This window comes from Arthrobacter nitrophenolicus (assembly GCF_045833485.1).
GTDB classification, from domain to species: domain Bacteria; phylum Actinomycetota; class Actinomycetes; order Actinomycetales; family Micrococcaceae; genus Arthrobacter; species Arthrobacter nitrophenolicus.
This window is the reverse complement of sequence record NZ_CP174504.1, coordinates 4,054,815-4,075,086: the sequence shown is the minus strand read 5'-3', so window position 1 is coordinate 4,075,086 and position 20,272 is coordinate 4,054,815. Positions and strand designations below refer to the sequence as shown.

Annotated in this window: 16 protein-coding genes, 2 tRNA genes and 1 riboswitch; of the genes, 16 read left to right on the top strand and 2 right to left on the bottom strand. The window is 67.9% G+C overall.

The genetic code is table 11. The annotated features are described in order from the left end of the window. The first annotated feature begins 394 nt into the window (after positions 1-394). Complete coding sequence (locus ACJJV6_RS18830) at positions 395-3,727, top strand: Rne/Rng family ribonuclease (protein WP_407709550.1); 3,333 nt, start codon at positions 395-397, stop codon at positions 3,725-3,727. A gap of 5 nt (positions 3,728-3,732) precedes the next feature. Here the strand turns inward: ACJJV6_RS18830 and ACJJV6_RS18825 are convergent, their stop codons facing one another. Then, positions 3,733-4,737: an IS481 family transposase gene (locus tag ACJJV6_RS18825; protein ID WP_407708878.1), complete on the bottom strand. Its 1,005-nt coding sequence runs from the start codon at positions 4,735-4,737 to the stop codon at positions 3,733-3,735. A 257-nt stretch (positions 4,738-4,994) separates the two neighbouring features. Next, positions 4,995-5,092, top strand: a riboswitch (TPP riboswitch). A gap of 91 nt (positions 5,093-5,183) precedes the next feature. Between ACJJV6_RS18825 and thiD the strand changes: the two genes are divergently transcribed. The 12 genes from thiD to ACJJV6_RS18765 all read left to right on the top strand — a co-directional run bounded on the left by thiD (position 5,184) and on the right by ACJJV6_RS18765 (position 15,005). Beyond that, positions 5,184-6,650, top strand: coding sequence for a bifunctional hydroxymethylpyrimidine kinase/phosphomethylpyrimidine kinase (thiD, locus tag ACJJV6_RS18820; protein ID WP_407709549.1), 1,467 nt, complete (start codon positions 5,184-5,186; stop codon positions 6,648-6,650). A 262-nt stretch (positions 6,651-6,912) separates the two neighbouring features. Next, positions 6,913-7,221: a 50S ribosomal protein L21 gene (gene rplU, locus ACJJV6_RS18815; protein ID WP_035751639.1), complete on the top strand. Its 309-nt coding sequence runs from the start codon at positions 6,913-6,915 to the stop codon at positions 7,219-7,221. Between the two features lie 61 nt (positions 7,222-7,282). Beyond that, a complete protein-coding gene (gene rpmA, locus ACJJV6_RS18810) occupies positions 7,283-7,546 on the top strand; it encodes a 50S ribosomal protein L27 (RefSeq protein WP_009372867.1) in 264 nt (87 codons plus the stop codon). A 115-nt stretch (positions 7,547-7,661) separates the two neighbouring features. Beyond that, the gene (obgE, locus tag ACJJV6_RS18805; protein WP_133351821.1) at positions 7,662-9,248 is read left to right on the top strand and encodes a GTPase ObgE; all 1,587 of its coding nucleotides are present in this window, start codon (positions 7,662-7,664) and stop codon (positions 9,246-9,248) included. Further along, complete coding sequence (gene proB, locus ACJJV6_RS18800) at positions 9,238-10,389, top strand: glutamate 5-kinase (protein WP_407709548.1); 1,152 nt, start codon at positions 9,238-9,240, stop codon at positions 10,387-10,389. The genes obgE and proB overlap by 11 nt, the downstream gene beginning before the upstream one ends. A gap of 26 nt (positions 10,390-10,415) precedes the next feature. Next, the gene (locus ACJJV6_RS18795; protein ID WP_407709547.1) at positions 10,416-11,792 is read left to right on the top strand and encodes a glutamate-5-semialdehyde dehydrogenase; all 1,377 of its coding nucleotides are present in this window, start codon (positions 10,416-10,418) and stop codon (positions 11,790-11,792) included. 80 nt (positions 11,793-11,872) lie between these two features. Further along, positions 11,873-12,103, top strand: coding sequence for a hypothetical protein (locus ACJJV6_RS18790; protein ID WP_009372865.1), 231 nt, complete (start codon positions 11,873-11,875; stop codon positions 12,101-12,103). A gap of 55 nt (positions 12,104-12,158) precedes the next feature. Then, positions 12,159-12,773: a nicotinate-nucleotide adenylyltransferase gene (nadD, locus tag ACJJV6_RS18785; protein ID WP_009356356.1), complete on the top strand. Its 615-nt coding sequence runs from the start codon at positions 12,159-12,161 to the stop codon at positions 12,771-12,773. 7 nt (positions 12,774-12,780) lie between these two features. Then, complete coding sequence (locus tag ACJJV6_RS18780; protein ID WP_407709546.1) at positions 12,781-14,094, top strand: hypothetical protein; 1,314 nt, start codon at positions 12,781-12,783, stop codon at positions 14,092-14,094. A 39-nt stretch (positions 14,095-14,133) separates the two neighbouring features. Then, a complete protein-coding gene (gene rsfS, locus ACJJV6_RS18775; RefSeq protein WP_009356354.1) occupies positions 14,134-14,535 on the top strand; it encodes a ribosome silencing factor in 402 nt (133 codons plus the stop codon). Positions 14,536-14,651: 116 nt separating this feature from the next. Next, positions 14,652-14,724: transfer RNA gene (locus tag ACJJV6_RS18770), tRNA-Ala, on the top strand. Positions 14,725-14,932: 208 nt separating this feature from the next. Continuing rightward, a tRNA-Ala gene (locus ACJJV6_RS18765) sits at positions 14,933-15,005 on the top strand. A gap of 82 nt (positions 15,006-15,087) precedes the next feature. On the opposite strand, the gene ACJJV6_RS18760 is transcribed toward ACJJV6_RS18765, so the two are convergent. Continuing rightward, positions 15,088-16,410 carry a class I SAM-dependent methyltransferase gene (locus ACJJV6_RS18760; RefSeq protein ID WP_407709545.1) on the bottom strand — a complete coding sequence of 441 codons (1,323 nt, stop codon included), beginning with the start codon at positions 16,408-16,410 and terminating at the stop codon, positions 15,088-15,090. Between the two features lie 116 nt (positions 16,411-16,526). On the opposite strand from ACJJV6_RS18760, the gene ACJJV6_RS18755 reads away from it, so the two are divergent. The 3 genes from ACJJV6_RS18755 to ACJJV6_RS18745 all read left to right on the top strand — a co-directional run bounded on the left by ACJJV6_RS18755 (position 16,527) and on the right by ACJJV6_RS18745 (position 20,227). Next, a complete protein-coding gene (locus tag ACJJV6_RS18755) occupies positions 16,527-17,609 on the top strand; it encodes an FAD-dependent oxidoreductase (RefSeq protein WP_407709544.1) in 1,083 nt (360 codons plus the stop codon). Between the two features lie 63 nt (positions 17,610-17,672). Next, positions 17,673-18,839 carry a class I SAM-dependent methyltransferase gene (locus ACJJV6_RS18750; protein WP_407709543.1) on the top strand — a complete coding sequence of 389 codons (1,167 nt, stop codon included), beginning with the start codon at positions 17,673-17,675 and terminating at the stop codon, positions 18,837-18,839. Positions 18,840-19,024: 185 nt separating this feature from the next. Continuing rightward, positions 19,025-20,227, top strand: coding sequence for an ROK family transcriptional regulator (locus tag ACJJV6_RS18745; RefSeq protein WP_133351880.1), 1,203 nt, complete (start codon positions 19,025-19,027; stop codon positions 20,225-20,227). Positions 20,228-20,272 lie beyond the last annotated feature (45 nt).

Here is a 20,272-nt window from a genome sequence, read left to right as displayed (position 1 = left end):
ACGCCGCGGGCTGGATGCCACTCCCAGGAAAAAAGGTCCGCAGCCTCCGCCTCCGCCGTGATTTAGTCCGGATGTGAGAGAATGAACCTGGCTGGAAGCCGATCCACATTCGGACTCCGGTCCGGTGGACTGTTCTCAAGACCGCCAATGATGAGCAGGGCAGGCTTCGAAGGCTGACAGCACTCCCGCGACTCCATTGGACGGCACCTGGTTGTGGCACGTAGAACAACGGGTTTCAGGACGTCCCCCGGCTCCCACGGGCTGCCGCACCCCAATGCCGGTGCGAACCTGGGAGTATCCACTTGACTTCTGTCAACGCCTGCGGGTTTTGACAATATGTGCCCCAATGGGTGCCGGATGTGGCGGTACGTCAGGGGCAGGAGTGTAGCTGCATATGGAAAACGAGCAAGACTTGGCCGTTAACGGCGAAACGACGGCCACAGAGCCCGCCGTTGCACCCAAGAGGACCCGCCGCAAGGCGGCACCGAAAACCGACGACGGCGGCGCCACTGTCCCGGCCGACGCCGCCACCGCGGAGAATGTCGAGGCTGCGGCGGAGGAAACCAAGGCACCGGCCCGCCGGACCCGTGCACGCAAGAAGGTAGACGCCGCGGAGCCCCTCCCCGTGTTCGCCGGCGACGCCGCAGAGACCGCAGCCGCTTCGGCTGATGCCGCCGAGGGCGCGCCTGCCGCGCCGGAAGCGGAAGAGAAACCCGTCCGCCGCCGTCGAGTTGCCACCCGGAAGGCCGCTGCCCCGGCAGCCGGGGCTGCAGCAGCAGAGCCGGCTGCGGAAGCTGCGCCGGCGGAAACTGTTTCCGCGCAGCCGGAGGCGGCTGCCGGCGGAGCGGAAGACACCGTCGCAGCTCCTGCCGCGGAGCAAACACCTGAGGCAGCGTCCGAAGAGGCGCCCGCAGCTGCGGACGCCGGCCAGACGCCGTCGGACGCTGCCGCCGCCAGTGAAGCGCCGCAACAGCCAGTGGCCGGGCAAGCAACCGAGACGGAGGAGCCTGCAAAGGAGGCTGCCAGCCCCTTCGCCTCGCTGTTCCTGGAACCGGCTTCCCCTACTTCCGTACTGTTCCAGGCCCCCGACCTGAGCACTGTCGTGCGCCCGGCTCCGGCCGTCCCCGAGGAAGTGGAAGAGGACGACGCCGAGGACGACGACACCGACGATTCAGCTGGCCGCCGCAGGCGCCGCAGCCGTGGCCGCCGCAGCCGCGGCCGTAGCGAAGACCGGGCCGCGGAGGCTGCCACTGACGGCGACGCCGGCGAAGACGCCGAAGCGGAGGGCGACGAAGGGTCCGCACTCCTGGAAGAGGGCGTCACCTCGCGCCGGCGGCGCCGGCGGCGCCGCGGCGACCAGGACCTCGAACTGACCGGCGGCGGGGACGACGATCCGCCCAACACGGTGACCCGCGTCCGTGCGCCCCGCGCGGTGAGCGAAGCGCCCGTGAGCAACCGCGTGACCAGCGTGAAGGGTTCCACCCGCCTTGAAGCCAAGAAGCAGCGCCGGCGTGAGTCCCGCGATACCGGGCGCCGCCGCACGGTGATCACCGAGGCAGAGTTCCTGGCGCGCCGGGAATCCGTGGACCGCCAGATGATCGTCCGCCAGCGCGACGACAGAATCCAGATCGCAGTCCTCGAGGACGGCGTCCTCGCCGAGCACTTCGTCTCCAAGACCCAGCAGGACTCGCTGATCGGCAACGTCTACCTGGGCAAGGTCCAGAACGTGCTGCCCTCCATGGAGGCGGCATTCGTTGACATCGGGCGCGGCCGCAATGCTGTCCTGTACGCCGGTGAAGTCAACTGGGAAGCCGTCAACCTCGAAGGCAAGCAGCGCCGGATCGAGAACGCCCTCAAGTCGGGCGACACCGTCCTGGTCCAGGTGACCAAGGACCCGGTGGGCCACAAGGGCGCACGCCTGACCAGCCAGATCTCGCTGCCCGGCCGCTACCTCGTGTACGTCCCCGGCGGGTCCATGACGGGCATCTCACGCAAACTGCCCGACGTCGAACGCAACCGGCTCAAGCGCATCCTCAAGGACCGCCTCCCGGAGCAGGCCGGCGTCATTGTGCGCACCGCGGCGGAAGGGGCGTCCGAGGAAGAGCTCACCCACGACATCAACCGGCTGCGCGCCCAGTGGGAAGGCATCGAAAGCCAGTCCACCTCCACCAAGGTCCTGGCTCCCGAACTGCTGTACGGCGAACCGGACCTCACCATCAAGGTGGTGCGCGACGTCTTCAACGAGGACTTCTCCAAGCTGATCGTCTCCGGTGAAGAGGCCTGGGACACCATCGAGGCCTATGTCACCTACGTTGCCCCGGACCTGGTGGGCCGTCTCGAGAAGTGGACCAAGGACCAGGACATCTTCGCCGCCTGGCGGATCGACGAGCAGATCCACAAGGCCCTGGAACGGAAGGTCTTCCTCCCGTCCGGCGGTTCCCTGGTGATCGACCGCACCGAGGCCATGACCGTGGTGGACGTCAACACCGGCAAGTTCACGGGCAGCGGCGGCAACCTGGAGGAAACCGTCACCAAGAACAACCTCGAAGCAGCTGAGGAAGTGGTGCGCCAGCTCCGGCTCCGCGACATCGGCGGCATCATCGTTATCGACTTCATCGACATGGTCCTGGAATCCAACCGCGACCTGGTGCTGCGCCGGCTGGTGGAGTGCCTGGGCCGCGACCGCACCAAGCACCAGGTCGCCGAGGTAACGTCCCTGGGCCTGGTCCAGATGACCCGCAAGCGCATGGGCACCGGGCTCCTGGAGGTCTTTGGGGAGCAGTGCGAGGCTTGCGCCGGACGCGGTGTCGTCACCCACGACGACCCCGTGGAGCACCGCCGCGCCAACATCGTTGCCGCTGAACACCATGTCCAGCGCACCGACAACCGGCCTGACGCCCGGGCCGAAGGCCACCGGAACGAGGGACAGCGGACCGACAGCAGCCAGCCCGGGGGACGCCCTGACCGCAAGCGCCGGCGCGGACGCGGCGGCCAGCAGCCCGAGGCTGCCCCGGCAGCCGCGGTGCATGTCCACACCGTCCATCCGGACCCGGCCGACGCCGAGCGCCACGCCAAGGCTGAAGCCACCCGGCTGGCCCTTGCCAACATCGCGGCGGCCGCGCATGCTGCGCACCTGCATGACGACGAGGTTGCGGCGGCCCGGCAGGCGCAGTCGGCCGCCCAGCCGGCAGCGCCGGCCGTGGAAGAGAAGCACGACGCCGGCACCCCGCCACGTCCTGCGGCTGTCCTGACCTTCGGCGGCGAGAAGGTTGTCCTTCCGTTCGTGGAGCATGCGGAAGAGCAGCAGCCCCGCCCGGCCCTCACCCTGGACAGGCTTGCCGAAGCGTTCGCCCACCTGGGCGAACCGGCACCTGCCGCCGAAACACCGGCGGAAGAGCCGGAAGCCAAGCGGCCCGAGGCCGTTCCGGCGCAGGTGGAGCAGCCGGTTGCCCCCGCGGAAGCTGGGAAGGACTGGTCGGACCACACGTTGGAACAGTCCCGCCAGCGCCGGCCGCGGCGCAACCGCAGCGCCAGCCGCGCCCAGGGTGCCGCCAACGAAACCACCGTGCAGCAGCACGAGAACGTTCCGGCGGCCAGTGCCGGACATACCCATGCTGCAAAGGCCCCGGAACCCGCGGCGTCCTCACCGGAAGGCAAGGAAGGCGCGCCCAAGCCCGCCGAAGCGCCCATCATCCTGGGCGTCGGCGTTCCTGCCTCGGAGCTCTAGCTGTACTAACCCGGTTGGTTGGTGACACGGCTGACTGGTGAGGCGCCTTTGAGTGCGGTGTGGGGCCTGCGGCGATTGTAGTACTGGATGAAGTCCGGGTAGCAGGCTTGCCGTTCGGCTTCTGAGCCGTAGGCCCTGGCGTAGGCCCATTCCTCCTGCAGGATGCGGTTGAACCGCTCAACCTTCCCGTTGGTCTGTGGCCGGTATGGTCTGGTGCGTTTGTGCCTGATCCCGGCCTCGGCCAGGACAGCGGCGAAGGCACGGGAGCGGTAGCAGGAGCCGTTGTCGGTCAGGACCCGCTGGATCCTGACGCCCTGGGCGGCGAACGCGGCGATGGCGTTGCGCATGAATGCCGAGGCCGTCTCCTTGGTCTCGTCCGGCAGGATCTCGGAATAAACGAACCGGGAATGGTCGTCCACCGCGTGGTGCAAGAATGTGTAGCCGCGGACCTGGCCCCGGCCCCTGGTCCGGCCTTCAGCGAGGTTCCGGGCCCGGGCATTCGCTTCGCCCTGCACCCGCCCATGGATGCGGTGGCCGCCACCGTTCGGGATCCGGCCGAGTTTCTTGACGTCCACGTGGATCATCTCGCCCGGCCACGCGTATTCGTACCTGCGGGCGCGGTCCCGGCCACGGACTCTGATCCCTGTTGCCGGGTCGGTGAACCGCAGCGGAGGGCAGAGATAGCGGGCCAGGATGCGGTGAACCGTGGAGACGTTCAGGTGCAGGTGATAGGCGATCCGGGCAGGGCCCCACCGCCGGTTCACCCGCAGTCCGAGCACACGCCTCTCGGTGCGCACCCGGGTCCGGTGCGGGCAGGTCAACGGCCGGCTCCGCCGGTCCTGCAGCCCAGCCTCTCCCAACTCCCGGTAGCGGCGGGACCAGCGCGCGGCCGTCGGAACGGAAACGTTGAACCGCTCAGCAGCCCGGCGCAACGGCCACCCATCAACCACGATGCAACGGGCCAGCTGCCGACGCCCCGAATGAGCCAAAAACGCGTTACGGTGGGACACGAGGACCTCCTGGTTTGTGTTCGCTCTCGACAAGCACCACACAACACCCGGAGGTCCTCTTATTGCTTCAAATCAATCCCCGTGTCACCAACCTGCCGGGACAATACATCTAGCCCGGGCAGGGCCAGCCACCGGGAAGTCCCCGTTTCATGGACGATTCCCCTCCGCATCCCGGGGGGAACGGTCCATGAAGCGGGGACTTCCTGCATGCGGGGGCTGTCACTTTTCCCGGGCTCCCATGTCAGCGGCTAGGCTGGGAAACCGACACGGGGTGCCGCGCGAAGGGCCGGCTGAGATCCAGACCCGTTGAACCTGTCCGGCTAGTACCGGCGAAGGGATGTCTTTTGTCTTCGACGCTCTTAATACCCGCGGAAACTTCCCAGCCAGGCGCTGTCCCGGATGCAACCGTCCAGGCCGCGTCCGCCCGGCCGGCGGCAGGCCGGGACGTGCCGCGCGTCCTGTCCATTGCCGGTTCGGACCCGTCGGGTGGCGCCGGCATCCAGGCGGACCTGAAAAGCATTGCAGCTCACGGCGGCTACGGCATGGCCGCCATCACCGCGCTCACAGCGCAGAACACCCGCGGCGTGGCGGCAGTCCACCTGCCGCCCGCGTCATTCCTCGCCAGCCAGCTGGACGCCATCAGCGACGACATCACCATCGACGCCGTCAAAATCGGCATGCTGGGCGACGCCGGGGTGATCGCCACAGTCCGGACCTGGCTGGAGAAGGTGCGTCCCGCCGTCGTGGTCCTCGATCCGGTGATGGTGGCCACCAGCGGCGACCGGCTGCTCCAGGAATCCGCCGAGGCGGCGCTTCGCGACCTGCTGCCGCTGGCCCACCTCATCACGCCGAACCTGGCCGAACTTGCGATGCTCGTGGGCGAAGAGCCCCAGGATTCCTGGGCCGGGGCCCTGGAACAAGGCCGGAAGCTGGCCGACGCCACCGGAGCAACCGTGCTGGTGAAGGGCGGCCACCTGTCAGGTGCGCAGTGCCCGGACGCCCTGGTCAACACCGCCGGCCTGCTGCGGACCGAAGTCATCGAGGTGCCGGGGGAGCGGGTGGCCACCAGGAACAGCCACGGAACGGGCTGCTCGCTGTCCTCTGCAATGGCCACGGTGCAGGCGCGGCTGGGGGACTGGGAAGCGGCGCTGCGGGAAGTGAAGCCCTGGCTGGCAGGAGCGCTGGGGGACTCTGCCCGGCTTGAGGTAGGGACCGGGAACGGGCCGGTGCACCACTTCCACCACCTGCGGCCCGTTCCGCAGCCGGGGGCGTTTGAGGCCCTGCTCCGGGCGGAAGCCGAAGCGGACCTGGATGCCATCTACCGCCTGGACTTCATCCGCGGCCTGGTCTCGGGCAGCCTGCCGGAACGGGAATTTGCCTACTACCTGGCCCAGGACGCCATTTACCTGAACGGCTACTCCCGCGTGCTGGCACGGGCAAGCGCCCTGGCCCCCACGGACGCGGAGCAGCTGTTCTGGGCCGGATCCGCGCAGCAGTGCCTGGAGGTTGAGTCCGAGCTGCACCGGTCCTGGCTGAGCACGCGTCCCGTCCGGGCCGAACTCGGCCCCGTGACAAAGTCCTACGTCGACCACCTCACCGCGGCCTCGGCGTCGGGCAGCTACGCGGTGCTTGCCGCGGCTGTCCTGCCGTGCTTCTGGCTGTATGCGGAGGTGGGCAAGACCCTCCACGCACAGTTCCTCGCCGCGGGGGAACCGGCCGGCCACCCCTACGCGGAGTGGCTCCGGACCTACGCTGACGAGGACTTTGCCGCAGCGACCCGCAAGGCTATCGCCATCGTGGACGCGACCGGACGGGCCGGCTCGGACGGCGAACGGGCGGCCATGGTCACGGCCTTTAAACAGTCCTGCCGCCTGGAAGTGGACTTTTTCGACGCGCCGCGGCTGCACGCCTGAGCCTCCGGGCCCCGTCCCGCCGGTACCATTGTTGGTGCGCGGTCCCGCCGCCCGGCCGGCCTGTGGTTGCTATCACAGCCGGCGCGCCGGAGCCAGCCTCATTTGCGGCCGAAGACGAAATTAGCGTAGTCTAGTTCTTCGGTGCTTACGCCAACACTTGGGTTATGACCCCACGGCGTTGAGGCACAGCGAGAAGCCAGCCTGTTAGAGCCGGTTCCGCACGCAAATTTAGTTAGAAACGTCGAGAGAAGTGAGTTCCCAAGTGGTGTACGCGATTGTCCGCGCAGGCGGCCGCCAAGAGAAGGTTTCCGTCGGAGACTTCGTTACCCTGAACCGCGTCGCCGGTGGGGCTGGCAGCACCATACAGCTGCCCGCGCTGCTCCTGGTAGACGGTGACAAGGTCACCTCCGCCGCTGCTGACCTGGCCAAGGTGACTGTTACGGCTGAGATCCTCCAGGACCTCCGCGGTCCCAAGGTTGTCATCCAGAAGTTCAAGAACAAGACCGGTTACAAGAAGCGCCAGGGTCACCGCCAGGAACTGACCAAGGTCAAGATCACCGGCATCAAGTAACCACCGGTTACTGTTCAGGTTTTTCAGCAAATTCCCCAGAATTTAGAGGCAGGCATTTCAGATGGCACATAAAAAGGGCGCGAGCTCCACTCGCAACGGCCGCGACTCCAACGCTCAGTACCTCGGCGTCAAGCGCTTCGGCGGCCAGGTAGTTTCCGCCGGCGAGATCATCGTCCGCCAGCGTGGCACCCACTTCCACCCGGGCGCCGGCGTGGGACGTGGCGGCGACGACACCCTGTTCGCACTGACCCCGGGAGCCGTTGAATTCGGTACCCGCCGCGGTCGCCGCGTCGTCAACATCGTTGCTGCTGCAGCTGCAGAGTAACAACCAGCATTAAAGCGGTGGAGCGGGCCTGATGGCCCGCTCCACTGTTCTTTTAACCGCATTACAATCGTGATGGCGCTTTTGGCGCCGCGAAAACAGCACTGAGGAGATTTACGTGGCCAGCTTTGTAGACCGGGTAGTACTGCACGTATCCGGCGGTAGCGGCGGCCACGGGTGTGTCTCCGTCCACCGCGAGAAGTTCAAGCCCCTCGGCGGGCCCGACGGCGGTAACGGCGGCAACGGCGGGGACGTCATCCTGCGCGTGGACCACCAGACCACCACCCTCCTTGACTACCACCACGCACCGCACCGCCACGCCACCAACGGCGGTCCCGGCATGGGCGACTGGCGCGGCGGCAAGAATGGCGAGACCCTGGTCCTGCCTGTTCCCGACGGCACCGTGGTGAAGTCCAAGGACGGCACCGTCCTGGCGGACCTCGTGGGCGAAGGTGCCGAATTTGTGGCGGCGGCCGGCGGCATCGGCGGCCTGGGCAACGCGGCCCTGTCCTCCCAGAAGCGCCGGGCTCCGGGCTTCGCGCTCCTCGGCATCGAGGGCGAATCCCGGGACATTGTCCTGGAGCTGAAGTCCATCGCGGACATCGCACTGGTCGGCTTCCCGTCTGCGGGCAAGTCCAGCCTGATCGCCGCCATGTCCGCCGCCCGGCCCAAGATTGCCGATTATCCCTTCACCACCCTCATTCCAAACCTTGGCGTGGTGCAGGCAGGCGATGTCCGTTTCACCATCGCCGACGTGCCCGGACTGATCGAAGGGGCCAGCGAGGGCAAGGGCCTCGGCCACCACTTCCTGCGCCACGTGGAGCGCTGCGCCGCGCTGGTCCATGTCCTTGACTGCGGCACCCTGGAATCGGACCGCGATCCGCTCTCCGACCTCGCCATCATCGAGGCCGAGCTCGAAAAGTACGCCGTGGACATGAGCTACGCCGGACAGGACGGCGAAGTCGTCCCGTTGAACCACCGTCCGCGCCTGGTGGCGCTGAACAAGGTGGACCTGCCGGACGGCAAGGACATGGCCGACTTCGTCCGCCCCGAGCTGGAGTCCCGCGGGTACCGGGTGTTCGAGGTGTCCGCCACCAGCCATGAAGGACTGCGCCAGCTCGGCTTCGCCATGGCGGAGATCGTCCAGGCGGCCCGCGACGCGGTGGCTGCCGCGCCGCCCAAGGTGCAGCCGGCCGTGCTGCGGCCGCGCGCCGTCAACGAAACCGGCTTCCGGATCCGCCGCGAGGAAAAGAACCTGGAGCCGCTGTTCCGGGTCCTGGGCGAGAAGCCCGTGCGCTGGGTCAAGCAGACCGATTTCACCAACGAGGAAGCCATCGGCTACCTCGCCGACCGCCTGGCGAAGCTCGGCGTCGAAACGGAACTGTTCAAGCAGGGCGCCAAGCCCGGCGATACCGTGGTGATCGGCGAGGACGACGGCGTCGTCTTCGACTGGGAGCCCACCATGATGGCGGGTGCCGAGCTCCTGGCGTCCCCGCGCGGAACGGACGTCCGGTTCGCGGACATTGGTGACCGCCCCACCCGCAGCCAGAAGCGCGAAGAGCAGCAGGAGCGCAAGGATGCCAAGGCTGCGGCCCGGGCCGAGCTGGAGGCTGAGCGCAAGGCCGGCATCTGGACCGAGTCCGTGAGCAGCCGCCGCGTGGCCAAGCCCCTCAAGGAAAGCGGACTCGACGCCGATGACTTCTAGGACGGCCGCCGCGGAACCGGAAACCCGGGCCGTGGACAGGAGTGTGCTCGCCAATGCCCGGCGCGTGGTGGTCAAAGTCGGTTCGTCGTCGCTGACCAGCATCAAGGGCGGCATCGCCGAGGAATCGCTCATCGCCCTCGCCGATGCCCTGGCCGCCAAGCGCAACGCGGGCACGGAACTGATCCTGGTGTCCTCCGGCGCCATTGCCGCCGGGCTCGCCCCGCTGGGCCTTGCCAAGCGGCCGCGGGACCTCGCAACCCAGCAGGCCGCGGCCAGCGTGGGGCAGGGGCTGCTGATGGCCCGTTACACCCAGGCCTTCGGGGCGCACGGCGTGACGGTCAGCCAGGTGCTGCTTACCGCCGAAGACCTGATGCGCCGGAGCCAGCACACCAACGCCTTCCGGGCCCTTGACCGGCTCCTGAACCTGGGCGTGGTCCCTGTCGTCAACGAGAATGACACCGTCGCCACGCACGAGATCCGGTTCGGCGACAACGACCGGCTCGCCGCCCTGGTGGCGCACCTGGTCCGGGCCGACGCTCTGGTGCTGCTGTCCGACGTCGACTCCCTTTACGACGGCCCGCCGTCGCATGGGGCCAAGCGGATTCCCCTGGTCGAAGGACCCCACGACCTCGAAGGCGTCACCATCGGCAAAGCCGGCAAGGCCGGCGTCGGCACCGGCGGGATGATGACCAAGGTGGAGGCAGCCACCATGGCCGCCGGCTCCGGCATCCACGCCCTGGTCACCTCCACGCCCAACGCGGCCGCCGCCCTGAACGGCGAAGACGTGGGCACCTGGTTCACTGTCAACGGCTCACGCAAACCCGTCCGTCTCCTCTGGCTGGCACACGTCGCCTCCGTGCAGGGCCGCCTGGTCCTGGACGACGGCGCGGTGCGGGCCGTGCGGCACCACCGCACCTCCCTGCTGCCCGCGGGCATCTCGGCGGTGCACGGGGATTTTGAAGCCGGCGACGCCGTCGAGATCGCGGGTGTCGACGGCACCGTGGTGGCGCGCGGGCTGGTGAACTACTCGTCCGAGGAACTGCCGCGCATGCTCGGACGGTCCACCCGGGACCTCGGGGAGGAACTGGGCACTGGCTACGACCGCGAAGTTGTTCATGTTGACGACCTGGTTCTGGTCTGAGTCCCCGGCTCGCCTAAACTTGGAACATGACTGAGGCCCTGATTTCCAACACTGCTGACAATTCCGTAGACGCTGCCGCTGCCGGTGCGCAGCCGGGCACGCCTGCAGCAGCGCCGGAATCCGCCTCGGTTCCCCTCTCCGAGGCCGAGGTCCAGGCTGCAGTCCACGCCATCGCCGACCGTTCACGCACCGCCGCCCGCCGGATGGCCATGGCCAACCGTGCCTGGAAGGACCGGGCACTGCGGGCAGTGGGCGCCGCCCTGGAGGAAAACACCCGGGCGATCCTGGCCGCGAACGCCACGGACGTTGCCGCCGGCAAGGCCAACGGCACCTCCGTTGCCATGCTTGACCGCCTGACGCTGACCGAGGCCCGCATCGCCGGGCTGGTGGCAGCGCTCGAAAACCTGGCCAACCTGCCCGACCCCGTCGGCAACGTGGTCCGCGGCCAGACCCTGCCCAACGGCCTGCGCCTGCGCCAGGTCAACGTCCCCATGGGCGTGGTGGCAGCCATTTACGAAGCCCGCCCCAACGTCACCGTGGACATCGCGGGCCTGGCCCTCAAGAGCGGCAACGCCGTGATCCTCCGCGGCGGCAGCGCTGCCGAGGCCACCAACGAGGTCCTGGTGCGGGTGCTGCGTGAGGCACTCGAATCCGTCGGCCTGCCCGCCGACGCCGTGCAGACCGTGGACCAGTACGGACGCGCCGGCGCCAACGTGCTCATGCGGGCCCGCGGCAAGGTGGACGTCCTGATTCCCCGCGGCGGCCGTGACCTCATCCAGACGGTGGTCAACAACTCCGCCGTCCCCGTCATCGAGACGGGGGAGGGCAACGTGCATATCTTCATCGACGAATCCGCCGGCGAAGAGATGGCCGTGGAGATCCTGCTCAACGCCAAGACCCAGCGGCCAAGCGTCTGCAACACCGTTGAAACGCTCCTGGTCCACTCCGGGTCCACTGTACTTCCCGCCGTCGCTGCCGCCCTGGGCAAGGCCGGCGTGCGGCTGCACGCGGATGACCGCATCCGTGCCGCCCTGCCTGCCAACATCGAGGCGGAACCGGCCACGGATGAGGACTGGGGCACCGAGTACATGGACCTGGACCTGGCCGTTGCCATGGTGGACAGCCTCGATGAGGCCGTCAGCCACATCCGCACCTGGTCCACCGGCCACACCGAAGCCATCCTCACCAACAACCTGGCCAACGCCGAACGGTTCATTGCCGAAGTCGATTCGGCAGCGGTCATCGTGAACGCGTCCACGCGGTTCACCGACGGCGGTGAACTGGGGCTGGGTGCCGAGGTGGGCATTTCCACGCAGAAACTGCATGCCCGCGGTCCGATGGGCCTGACCGAGCTCACCACCACCAAGTGGATCGTGCAGGGCGAGGGCCAAGTCCGCGGGTAGCAACGCGGTAACATAGACCAGACGCCAGAAAGCAGCGGACCTTTCCGCTGCCACCAACCTTTGAAACCCTAGGGGAGAAAATGCTGCTCCAGCAGATCGCCATGACCGTCGCCGAAGGCGAAGAACACGAACTCGCGCCGTTGTGGGCTGAGCCGTGGGTCTTCGGCGTGGTCATCTTCGCCATCTTCCTGGTGCTGATGTTCATCACCCTCTCCTACAAGAACCTGGGCAACCGCCACGCTGCGACCGAGGAGCACGCGGATCCCCACCGCCAGCACCCGAACAAGCACGATCACGGGCAGGGCCACTAACATTTCCCGCGTTTTGCGCCACAGCGGCCCCGGCCGCAGGCTGCGCCTGGGCGTGATGGGTGGGACGTTCGATCCCATCCATCACGGCCACCTGGTTGCTGCCAGCGAAGTTGCCGCCGAGTTCGACCTGGACGAGGTGGTTTTCGTCCCCACCGGCCAGCCGTGGCAGAAGTCCCACAAACAGGTCAGCGAGCCCGAGCACCGGTACCTCATGACGGTGATTGCCACGGCCTCGAATCCGCGCTTCACCGTGAGCCGGGTGGACATCGAACGTCCGGGCCCCACCTACACCATTGACACCCTTCGTGACCTGCGCGCGCAGCGTCCGGATGCGGATCTCTTCTTCATCACCGGGGCGGACGCCCTGGCCCAGATCCTGTCCTGGAAGGACATCGACGAACTGTGGTCGCTGGCCCATTTCGTCGGCGTCACCCGCCCGGGCCATGTGCTTGACGGCATGGGACGGGACGACGTCAGCCTGCTCGAAGTGCCCGCCATGGCCATCTCCTCCACGGACTGCCGGGCCCGGGTCGCGGCGCACGACCCCGTCTGGTACCTGGTGCCGGACGGTGTGGTGCAGTACATCGCCAAGTACGGTCTCTATGCCCAGGTGCCGGCGGACGGGAACCAGCCATCCTCCGAAGCACGTGAACCAGCCAGTACTGAATGAGTTCTCAATGAGCCAGGAACAGCCCCCCATCCGCAGCCGCCGGGAACTCCGGAAGGCCAGGGACGCCCAGCAGGCGTCCGTGTCCACAGGCCCGGAGCAGCTTGCCCCTGCCACTGACCGGCAGCCTGCGGCGCTGCCGGACGCCAAGCGCCCGGCAGGCCCGGGCGCTGATGTGACCCCTCCTGCCGCCGGCGCGCAGGCGGCCGCCGCCAAGACTGCCGACCCGGTTTCCACCCAGCGGTCGTCCCAGATCCGGGCCCGGGACCGCGCAGCATTGCGCACCATCAAAGAGCTGGAAGAAAAAGAAGGCCAGCTTGCCGCCGGTGGTCCGCCCACCCGCCGCCAGCTCCGCCTGCAGCAGCTCAAGGAACAGGCGCTGACCGCCGCCAACCCCATCGTTCCGCCTGCCGCGGGTCCTTCGGCTGCTCCCGCCGAACCTGCCGCCGGGGCGGGCCACAAGCCGCAGCCGGCACAGGATGGCGCCTCGCCTGCGGCCATGACGCCGCCTGCAGCGAAGAACCCGCCCGCCAAGGGAGGACCGGCCGCCGCTGCCCGCTCCGGGGGACCGGAGGGTATGACGGTTGAGCAGGCCCTTGCTGCCAGGGCACTTATCGCCGAGCAGGCCAGGAACCAGATCGCCAAAATGGAGCACATTGCCTCCATGGATCCGGAAGCGGTGGACCCCGACATTCTGGCGGAGCAGATTGCCCTCGCCGAACGAGCCGCCGTCATGAACCGCCGCGCCCTCGCCAAGCAAAAACTTGCCGAGCAGGCCGGCACGCCACCGGTCCCCGCTAAGGACCCGGCCACCAAAGACGCAGCCTCCCAGGAGCGCCCCGGCCCGTCAACAGCCAGCAACCTGGCCATGGTCACACCGCTTGAGTTTGTGCAGGTTCCCGGCATCGACCGCCCGGTGATGAAGCCGCCGGCCACCTCCCACGTACCCGTTGCCACCCGCCCCGGTACAAAGGTCCCGCCTGCCGGCACAAGCAAGCAGCGGCGTCCCGCCAGCCGGCCCAACCAGGCAGCGGCGGACAGCGCATCCGGCCGTTCCCAGGTCATCGCCCGCGCCGAGGCTGCCGCCCGCGCGGCCACCCGTCCCAAGGCTGTTGTCTTCCCGGAAGACCAGTCCGAGGGACTCGCTGATGAACTGCCCAGGGTCCCGGCCAGTTCAGCCTACGGGCTCGACCCCCTGGACGCGGCCACTGCCGGACTGGCCCGGGCAAAGCGGAACCGGGTACTGCAGCTGTGCATCCTGCTTTTCGGCATCGTGGCGCTCATCTCAGGCATCTTCCTGATTATCAGCGGCATCTCCAGCTGACCGGCGAGCCCCCACATTTTTTCACCAACAAGGAGTCCCGTGACTGCATCAGATTCATCCATCACCATAGCCCGCACCGCCGCAAAGGCGGCCGCGGACAAGATCGCCCAGGACATCGTGGCACTTGACGTCAGTGAGCGGCTGGCGCTGGCGGACGTGTTCCTCATCGCCTCCGCGCCCAGCGAACGCCAGGTCAACGCCATTGTGGACGGTATCGAGGAAGAGCTGGCCAAGCAGGACCTGCGGCCGGTGCGCCGTGAAGGCCGCTCGGGTGGCCGCTGGGTCCTGCTGGACTACTCCGACATCGTCATCCATGTGCAGCATGAAGAGGACCGGGTGTTCTACGCCCTCGAGCGTCTCTGGAAGGACTGCCCCGTGGTGGACCTCCAGCTCGGTGACGACGCCTCCGCGAAGGCAGCGGCAGCTTCCGAAGGCGAGTAGCTGGCGCACCGGCGCGGCGAATATTCCCGATTTGGAATTTTCGGAATTGCTGTTCTAAGATATTTGAGTTGCTTCGGGGGAGACCCGGAGAAAGCTTGAAAGAGCAGCAACAATCCGGGGCTGTGGCGCAGCTGGTAGCGCACCTGCATGGCATGCAGGGGGTCAGGGGTTCGAGTCCCCTCAGCTCCACCGGACAAATCCGCCGGAATCATCTGATTCCGGCGGATTTTTTGTTTCCCGCCAGGAAGTCGACGGCCTCCGGACCCCATCCACGGGCTGCTCCAGTCGCCCTACTTATGGGCTGCACGCCGCAGACTTTCCCGATTTGGTGCATCCGCAAAAGTGCATTAAGCTGGTCAGGTTGCTCCGGGGAATTCGACCGGAACGGCAAAAGTACGGGGCTGTGGCGCAGCTGGTAGCGCACCTGCATGGCATGCAGGGGGTCAGGGGTTCGAGTCCCCTCAGCTCCACCCGATTCTCCACCAGGAGAAGGAAAGAGGAACCATCCTTCAAGGATGGTTCCTCTTCTGCTTTAAATCCGGACCCCGCGCGTCAGAGCCAGGCTGTCAGGCGCAGCGGAGGTTCCTGTCCGCCTGGCCGCTGCACCAGGACCTGGTTCACTCCGGTCAGGTTGTTCTCAAAGCCCAGCGCGCTGGAAGCCATGTACAGCCGCCACACCCGGGCCCGGCCCAGGCCGGCCAGCCCGGCCGCCTGGTCCCAGTTCTCCTCCAGCCGCCTGACCCACGCGCGCAGCGTCAAGGCGTAGTGGCGGCGCAGCGCCTCCACGTCCAGGACCTCGAAACCGGCGGACTCCAGGGCCGCAACCATCTCGCCGAGGCTGATCATCTCGCCGTCGGGAAAGACATACCGGGGGATAAACGAATCCGGATCCGGCTTTGTGGGTCCGGCGTTCCAGGAAATGGCGTGGTTGAGCAGCCGGCCGCCGGGCCGCAGCAGCGCAAACAGTGCCGCCGCGTAGCCGGGGGTATGTTCACGCCCCACATGCTCAGACATGCCGATGGAACTGACCGCATCAAACGGCCCGTCCGGTATGTCCCGGTAGTCCTGGACCCGGATGTCCACCTTGTCCGTCAGCCCGGCATCTGCTGCGCGTTTCCGGGCGAGGACCGCCTGTTCCGCCGAAAGCGTTACGCCCACCACGGTGGCCCCGTACTTTCCCGCCGCGTGCAGGGCGAAACTGCCCCAGCCGCAGCCCACGTCCAGCACGCGCATGCCGGGTTTCAGGTCCAGCTTCCGGCAGACAAGGTCCAGCTTCGCTTCCTGTGCCGCGTCCAGCCCCTCCACCAGGCGGGCGCCTGCCGTCGGGCCCCGCATACCCTCAGCATCCCCGGGCCAGACGGCGCACGAGTACACCATTGACGGCCCCAGCACCAGGGCGTAGAAGTCGTTGCCGACGTCGTAGTGGTGTGAAATGGCGGCCGAGTCCCGGCGGCGCGAATGCAGCCTGCCTTTGCGCTGGATCCGGGCCTCCTCGGGTGGCGGCGCCGGATTGGGGCCCAGGGCCCCCAGCCGGATGGCGGTGCGGACCAGGGACCAGAGTTCGGCGGGGGTGGGCGGCCGGAATGGACCGGGCTCGGTGAATTTTCCCACCGAACTCAACGCCGAGAAGGCTTCGAAGACGTCCCCGGGCGCATCGATCTCGCCGGCGACGTAAGCCCTGCTCATCCCCAGCTGCCCGGGCGACCACAGCATCCGGCGCAGGGCCCGCCGGGAACGGAATTCCAGGACGGGTGCCCCCTCCGGGCCGGCTTCGGAACCGTCCCAGGCCTTCAGGCGCAGTGGTATCTGTTCGGTTCCCAACACGATGCCCAATGCCTTGGCCAGTTTTGCTGCCGCACCGTGGTCTCTCCTCATGGTGGCTGCCTTCCCGTACAGCCCGGGCCGCCCCGGGTAACCTTGCCGTGCCCTCCCGGGCCGGTTCCTTGGGCCAACCCTAAAGCCGGAACCCCCCGCCCGACTATCATGGGGGAGTGAATTCTGCCCGCGTCGACGTCGCCGTGATCGGGGCGGGCCAGGCGGGGCTGTCCGCCGCCTACCATCTGCAGCGCCGCGGGCTCCACTACGTGGTGCTCGACGCCGAAGAAGGGCCGGGCGGTGCGTGGCGGCACCGGTGGCGGAGCCTTCGGATGGCCACCGTCAACGGAATCATCGACCTTCCGGGCATCGCGAAACCCGCCGTCGACCCCTCCGAACCCAGTTCAGAATTCCTGACCCGCTACTTCCGTGATTATGAGGAAGAACTGGGCCTCGCTGTCCGGCGCCCCGTGAAGGTCCGCTCGGTCAGCCGCGAAGATACCGACCCGGCGGGCAGGTTGGCGATTTCCACCTCCGACGGCGAGTGGGCGGCAAAAGCGGTCATCAACGCCACGGGCACCTGGACCCGGCCGTTCTGGCCCATCTACCCGGGGCAGTCCACCTTCCGGGGCAGACAGCTGCACGTGGCCGACTACGTTTCCGCCGAAGAGTTCGCCGGCCTGCATGTCATCGTGGTGGGCGGCGGAATCTCCGCCGTCGGACTTCTGGACGAAATCTCGCAGGTGACCTCCACCAGCTGGTTCACCAGGCGGGAACCGGTGTGGCGGGATGCGGAGTTTGACGCCCGGGCGGGACACGACGCGGTGGCGCTCGTGGAGGAGCGGGTCCGCAAGGGTCTGCCGCCGCAGAGCGTGGTGTCGGTGACGGGGCTGATCTGGACGCCCGCACTCCGGGCTGCTTCGGCACGGGGCGCGCTGCACCGGCAACCCATGTTCACGGCCATCGAGCCGGACGGGGTGCGCCTGGCAGGCGGGAGTCTCCTGAGGGCCGACGTCATCCTCTGGGCCACCGGATTCCGTGCCGAGCTCGAGCATCTGGCGCCGCTTCACCTGCGCGGGCCCGGCGGTGGAATCGTCATGGACGGAACACAGGTGGCGGCCGAACCGCGCGTCCACCTGGTGGGCTACGGGCCGTCGTCGTCCACCATCGGAGCCAACCGGGCAGGCCGCGCGGCCGTGGCCGCCATCCTGAAGCTGCCAGGAGTCGCTCCCGCCGCGGAAACGGTAACGTGGGGCTGACCCCGTTTTCCGACGTGAAAGCGCGGTCCGGGCATCGGGAACAGCAGAAAGCAGCAGGCATCAGTGGCAACCAACCGTCTTGAGGACGTCTTCCAAGTGCTCCGGCGGCGGCCCGACGTGGAGGCCCCCAACCTCCAGGCGTGGGATGCCACCGACCGGCTGCTGCTGGAGACGGCCCGGGACCACGTCGCCCCGGGCAGCCGGCTGGCGGTCATCGGCGACCGGTACGGCGCACTGACCCTCGGCGCGCTGGCGGTGCTGGAACCGGCAGCGGTCCGCGTGCACCAGGACCTGATCACGGGGGAGCGGGCGCTGCGCCTCAACGCCGCGGACTGGCTGGCTGCAGGGCACGACGCCGGCACAGCCACCGAGCCGGCCTTTGAACAGGTGCCGCTTGGCCCCGCGCTCCTGGCTGACGCGGACGCCGTGCTCCTGCAGTTGCCGAAGACCCTGGCTGAGCTGGAGGAAATTGTGGCCGCGGTGGCCCGGCACGCGCCCGCCGGTGTGACCCTGCTGGCCGGTGGCCGGGTCAAGCACATGTCCCTGGGCATGAATGCTGTCCTGGAAAGATTCTTCGACTCGGTCCAGCCGCAGCTCGCCCGGCAAAAGTCCCGTGTCATCCTTGCCACCGGCATCAAGGCAACCCGGGAGCCGGACCGCTTCCCCGTCGTCGGCCATCTTGCCGAACTGGACCTGGAGGTCGCCGCGCACGGGGCCGTCTTTGCCGGCCCGAAGCTGGACATCGGCACCCGGTTCCTGCTGACCTTCCTGCCGGCCATGAAACCCGCCCGCCACGCTGTTGACCTCGGCTGCGGCACCGGCATCCTCGCTGCCATGTATGCCAGGCACTCACCCGAATCCACCGTCACCGCCACCGACCAGTCGGCCGCTGCCGCGGCCTCCGCCCTGGCCACTGCCCGTGCGAACGGGCTTCAGGACCGCATCCGCGTCCTGCAGGATGACGCGCTCAGCACCATGGAGGCCGGCAGCGCCGACCTGGTGCTGCTGAATCCGCCGTTCCACGTCGGGGCCGGAGTGCATGCTGGCGCCGGGCTGAAAATGATCGAGGCCGCGGGGCGCGTGCTGGCCCCGGACGGTGAACTGTGGACCGTGTACAACCGGCATCTGCCCTACCTCCCTGCGCTGGAGCGCCAGGTGGGACCAACTGCCGTCATGGGGCAGAACCCCAAGTTCCTGGTGACCCGGAGCATCAAGCGCAAGTTCCCATAAAGGTACGCAAGGTCCGGTAAATGTATGCGCAAAGTAGGCCTCGCCGCCGTCGCGCCCTATGGGTCTGCGCCTACGCGTAACGTACGATTCAAGCAGCACCACAACCACGTGGCCGAAGAAGTTTAGGGGACACCGTGACCGAGATCCGCCAATCCTCTCCGAGGCGCGGAACCAACCTGCCCCGGATGGGCGACTTCAACCTCACGGTGATCCTGGATGCCATCCGCAGGTCCTCCGGCGGGCTGAGCCGCGTTGAGCTCGCACAGATCGTGGGCTTGTCGCCGCAGACCATCTCCAACATCTCCCGCCGCCTCCTGGACCAGAACCTCATTGTCGAAGCCGGCAAGGAAGGCAGCGGGCCTGGAAAGCCCCGCACCATCCTCCGCCTCAACCCCCGCGGCATGTACGCCCTGGGCGTCCACCTCGATCCCGCCGTCACAACCTTCGTGGTCCTTGACCTCGTGGGCGCCGTGGTGCGGCACTCGCGGATCAAGACGCCGGGCGGCAACGATCCGTCCGCCGTGATCAGCACCATCGCGGCCGAAATCGCCCAGCTTGTGGAGGACTCAGGGGTAGACCGGGACCGGATCGCCGGCCTCGGGGTCGCGGCACCGGGTCCCATCGACCTGGACAACGGAACTGTGGTGGACCCGCCGCTGCTGCCGGGCTGGGACCGGGTGGAGCTGCGCAACGCGCTCTCGGACGCCACCGGCTACTCGGTCCTCATGGACAAGGACGTGACCAGTGCCGCTGTCGCCGAAACATGGGCCGGCGGACCCAGCGGCGCGGGCAGCTTCGTGTTCATGTACATGGGTACCGGCATCGGCTGCGGCATCGTGCTCAATGATGAAGTGGTGCGGGGAACGTCCGGCAATGCCGGCGAGATCGGCCACATTGTGGTGGACCCTGACGGGCCCCAGTGCGACTGCGGGCTGCGCGGCTGCGTGAAATCTTCCTGCATCCCCCAGGTCCTCGTTGCGGAAGCCGAGGCTGCCGGCATCCTGGACGGCTCCCGTGCCGGAAACAGCGGCGCGGAGATCCAGCAAAGCTTCGCCCGGCTCTGCGAACTGGCCGACGCCGGCGACCAGCGCGCTGCCGCCATCATCGACAAGTCCGCCGTGCTGGTTGCCCGGGCGGTATCGGTGGTCACCAACACCCTGGACGTCGAACGCGTGGTCTTCGGCGGCCCCTTCTGGAGCGGCATGGCAGAACGTTTCCTGGCGAAGGTTCCGCCGGTGCTGGATGCCAACAGTGCGGCCCGGCTGATCCACCCCATCGAGGTGGTGGGGACTGGCGTGGGGGAGGACGTGGGTGCCATCGGTGCAGCCTCGCTGGTGCTGGAACACACTCTTGCCCCCCGCGCCCAGCGGCTGCTGCTGGAGAGCTGACCCGACGCATTGGACCGGTGCCTTGATTGCGGCATCCCGCCCATC

What these genes read in the sequence shown, in the direction of transcription:
- rpmA (WP_009372867.1), top strand. Translation starts at nt 7,283, where the DNA reads ATGGCACATAAAAAGGGCGCGAGCTCCACTCGCAACGGCCGCGACTCC.
- ACJJV6_RS18780 (WP_407709546.1), top strand. Translation starts at nt 12,781, where the DNA reads ATGAGCCAGGAACAGCCCCCCATCCGCAGCCGCCGGGAACTCCGGAAG.
- ACJJV6_RS18790 (WP_009372865.1), top strand. Translation starts at nt 11,873, where the DNA reads ATGCTGCTCCAGCAGATCGCCATGACCGTCGCCGAAGGCGAAGAACAC.
- proB (WP_407709548.1), top strand. Translation starts at nt 9,238, where the DNA reads ATGACTTCTAGGACGGCCGCCGCGGAACCGGAAACCCGGGCCGTGGAC.
- ACJJV6_RS18760 (WP_407709545.1), bottom strand. Translation starts at nt 16,410, where the DNA reads ATGAGGAGAGACCACGGTGCGGCAGCAAAACTGGCCAAGGCATTGGGC.
- ACJJV6_RS18745 (WP_133351880.1), top strand. Translation starts at nt 19,025, where the DNA reads ATGGGCGACTTCAACCTCACGGTGATCCTGGATGCCATCCGCAGGTCC.
- ACJJV6_RS18830 (WP_407709550.1), top strand. Translation starts at nt 395, where the DNA reads ATGGAAAACGAGCAAGACTTGGCCGTTAACGGCGAAACGACGGCCACA.
- nadD (WP_009356356.1), top strand. Translation starts at nt 12,159, where the DNA reads ATGGGTGGGACGTTCGATCCCATCCATCACGGCCACCTGGTTGCTGCC.
- ACJJV6_RS18795 (WP_407709547.1), top strand. Translation starts at nt 10,416, where the DNA reads ATGACTGAGGCCCTGATTTCCAACACTGCTGACAATTCCGTAGACGCT.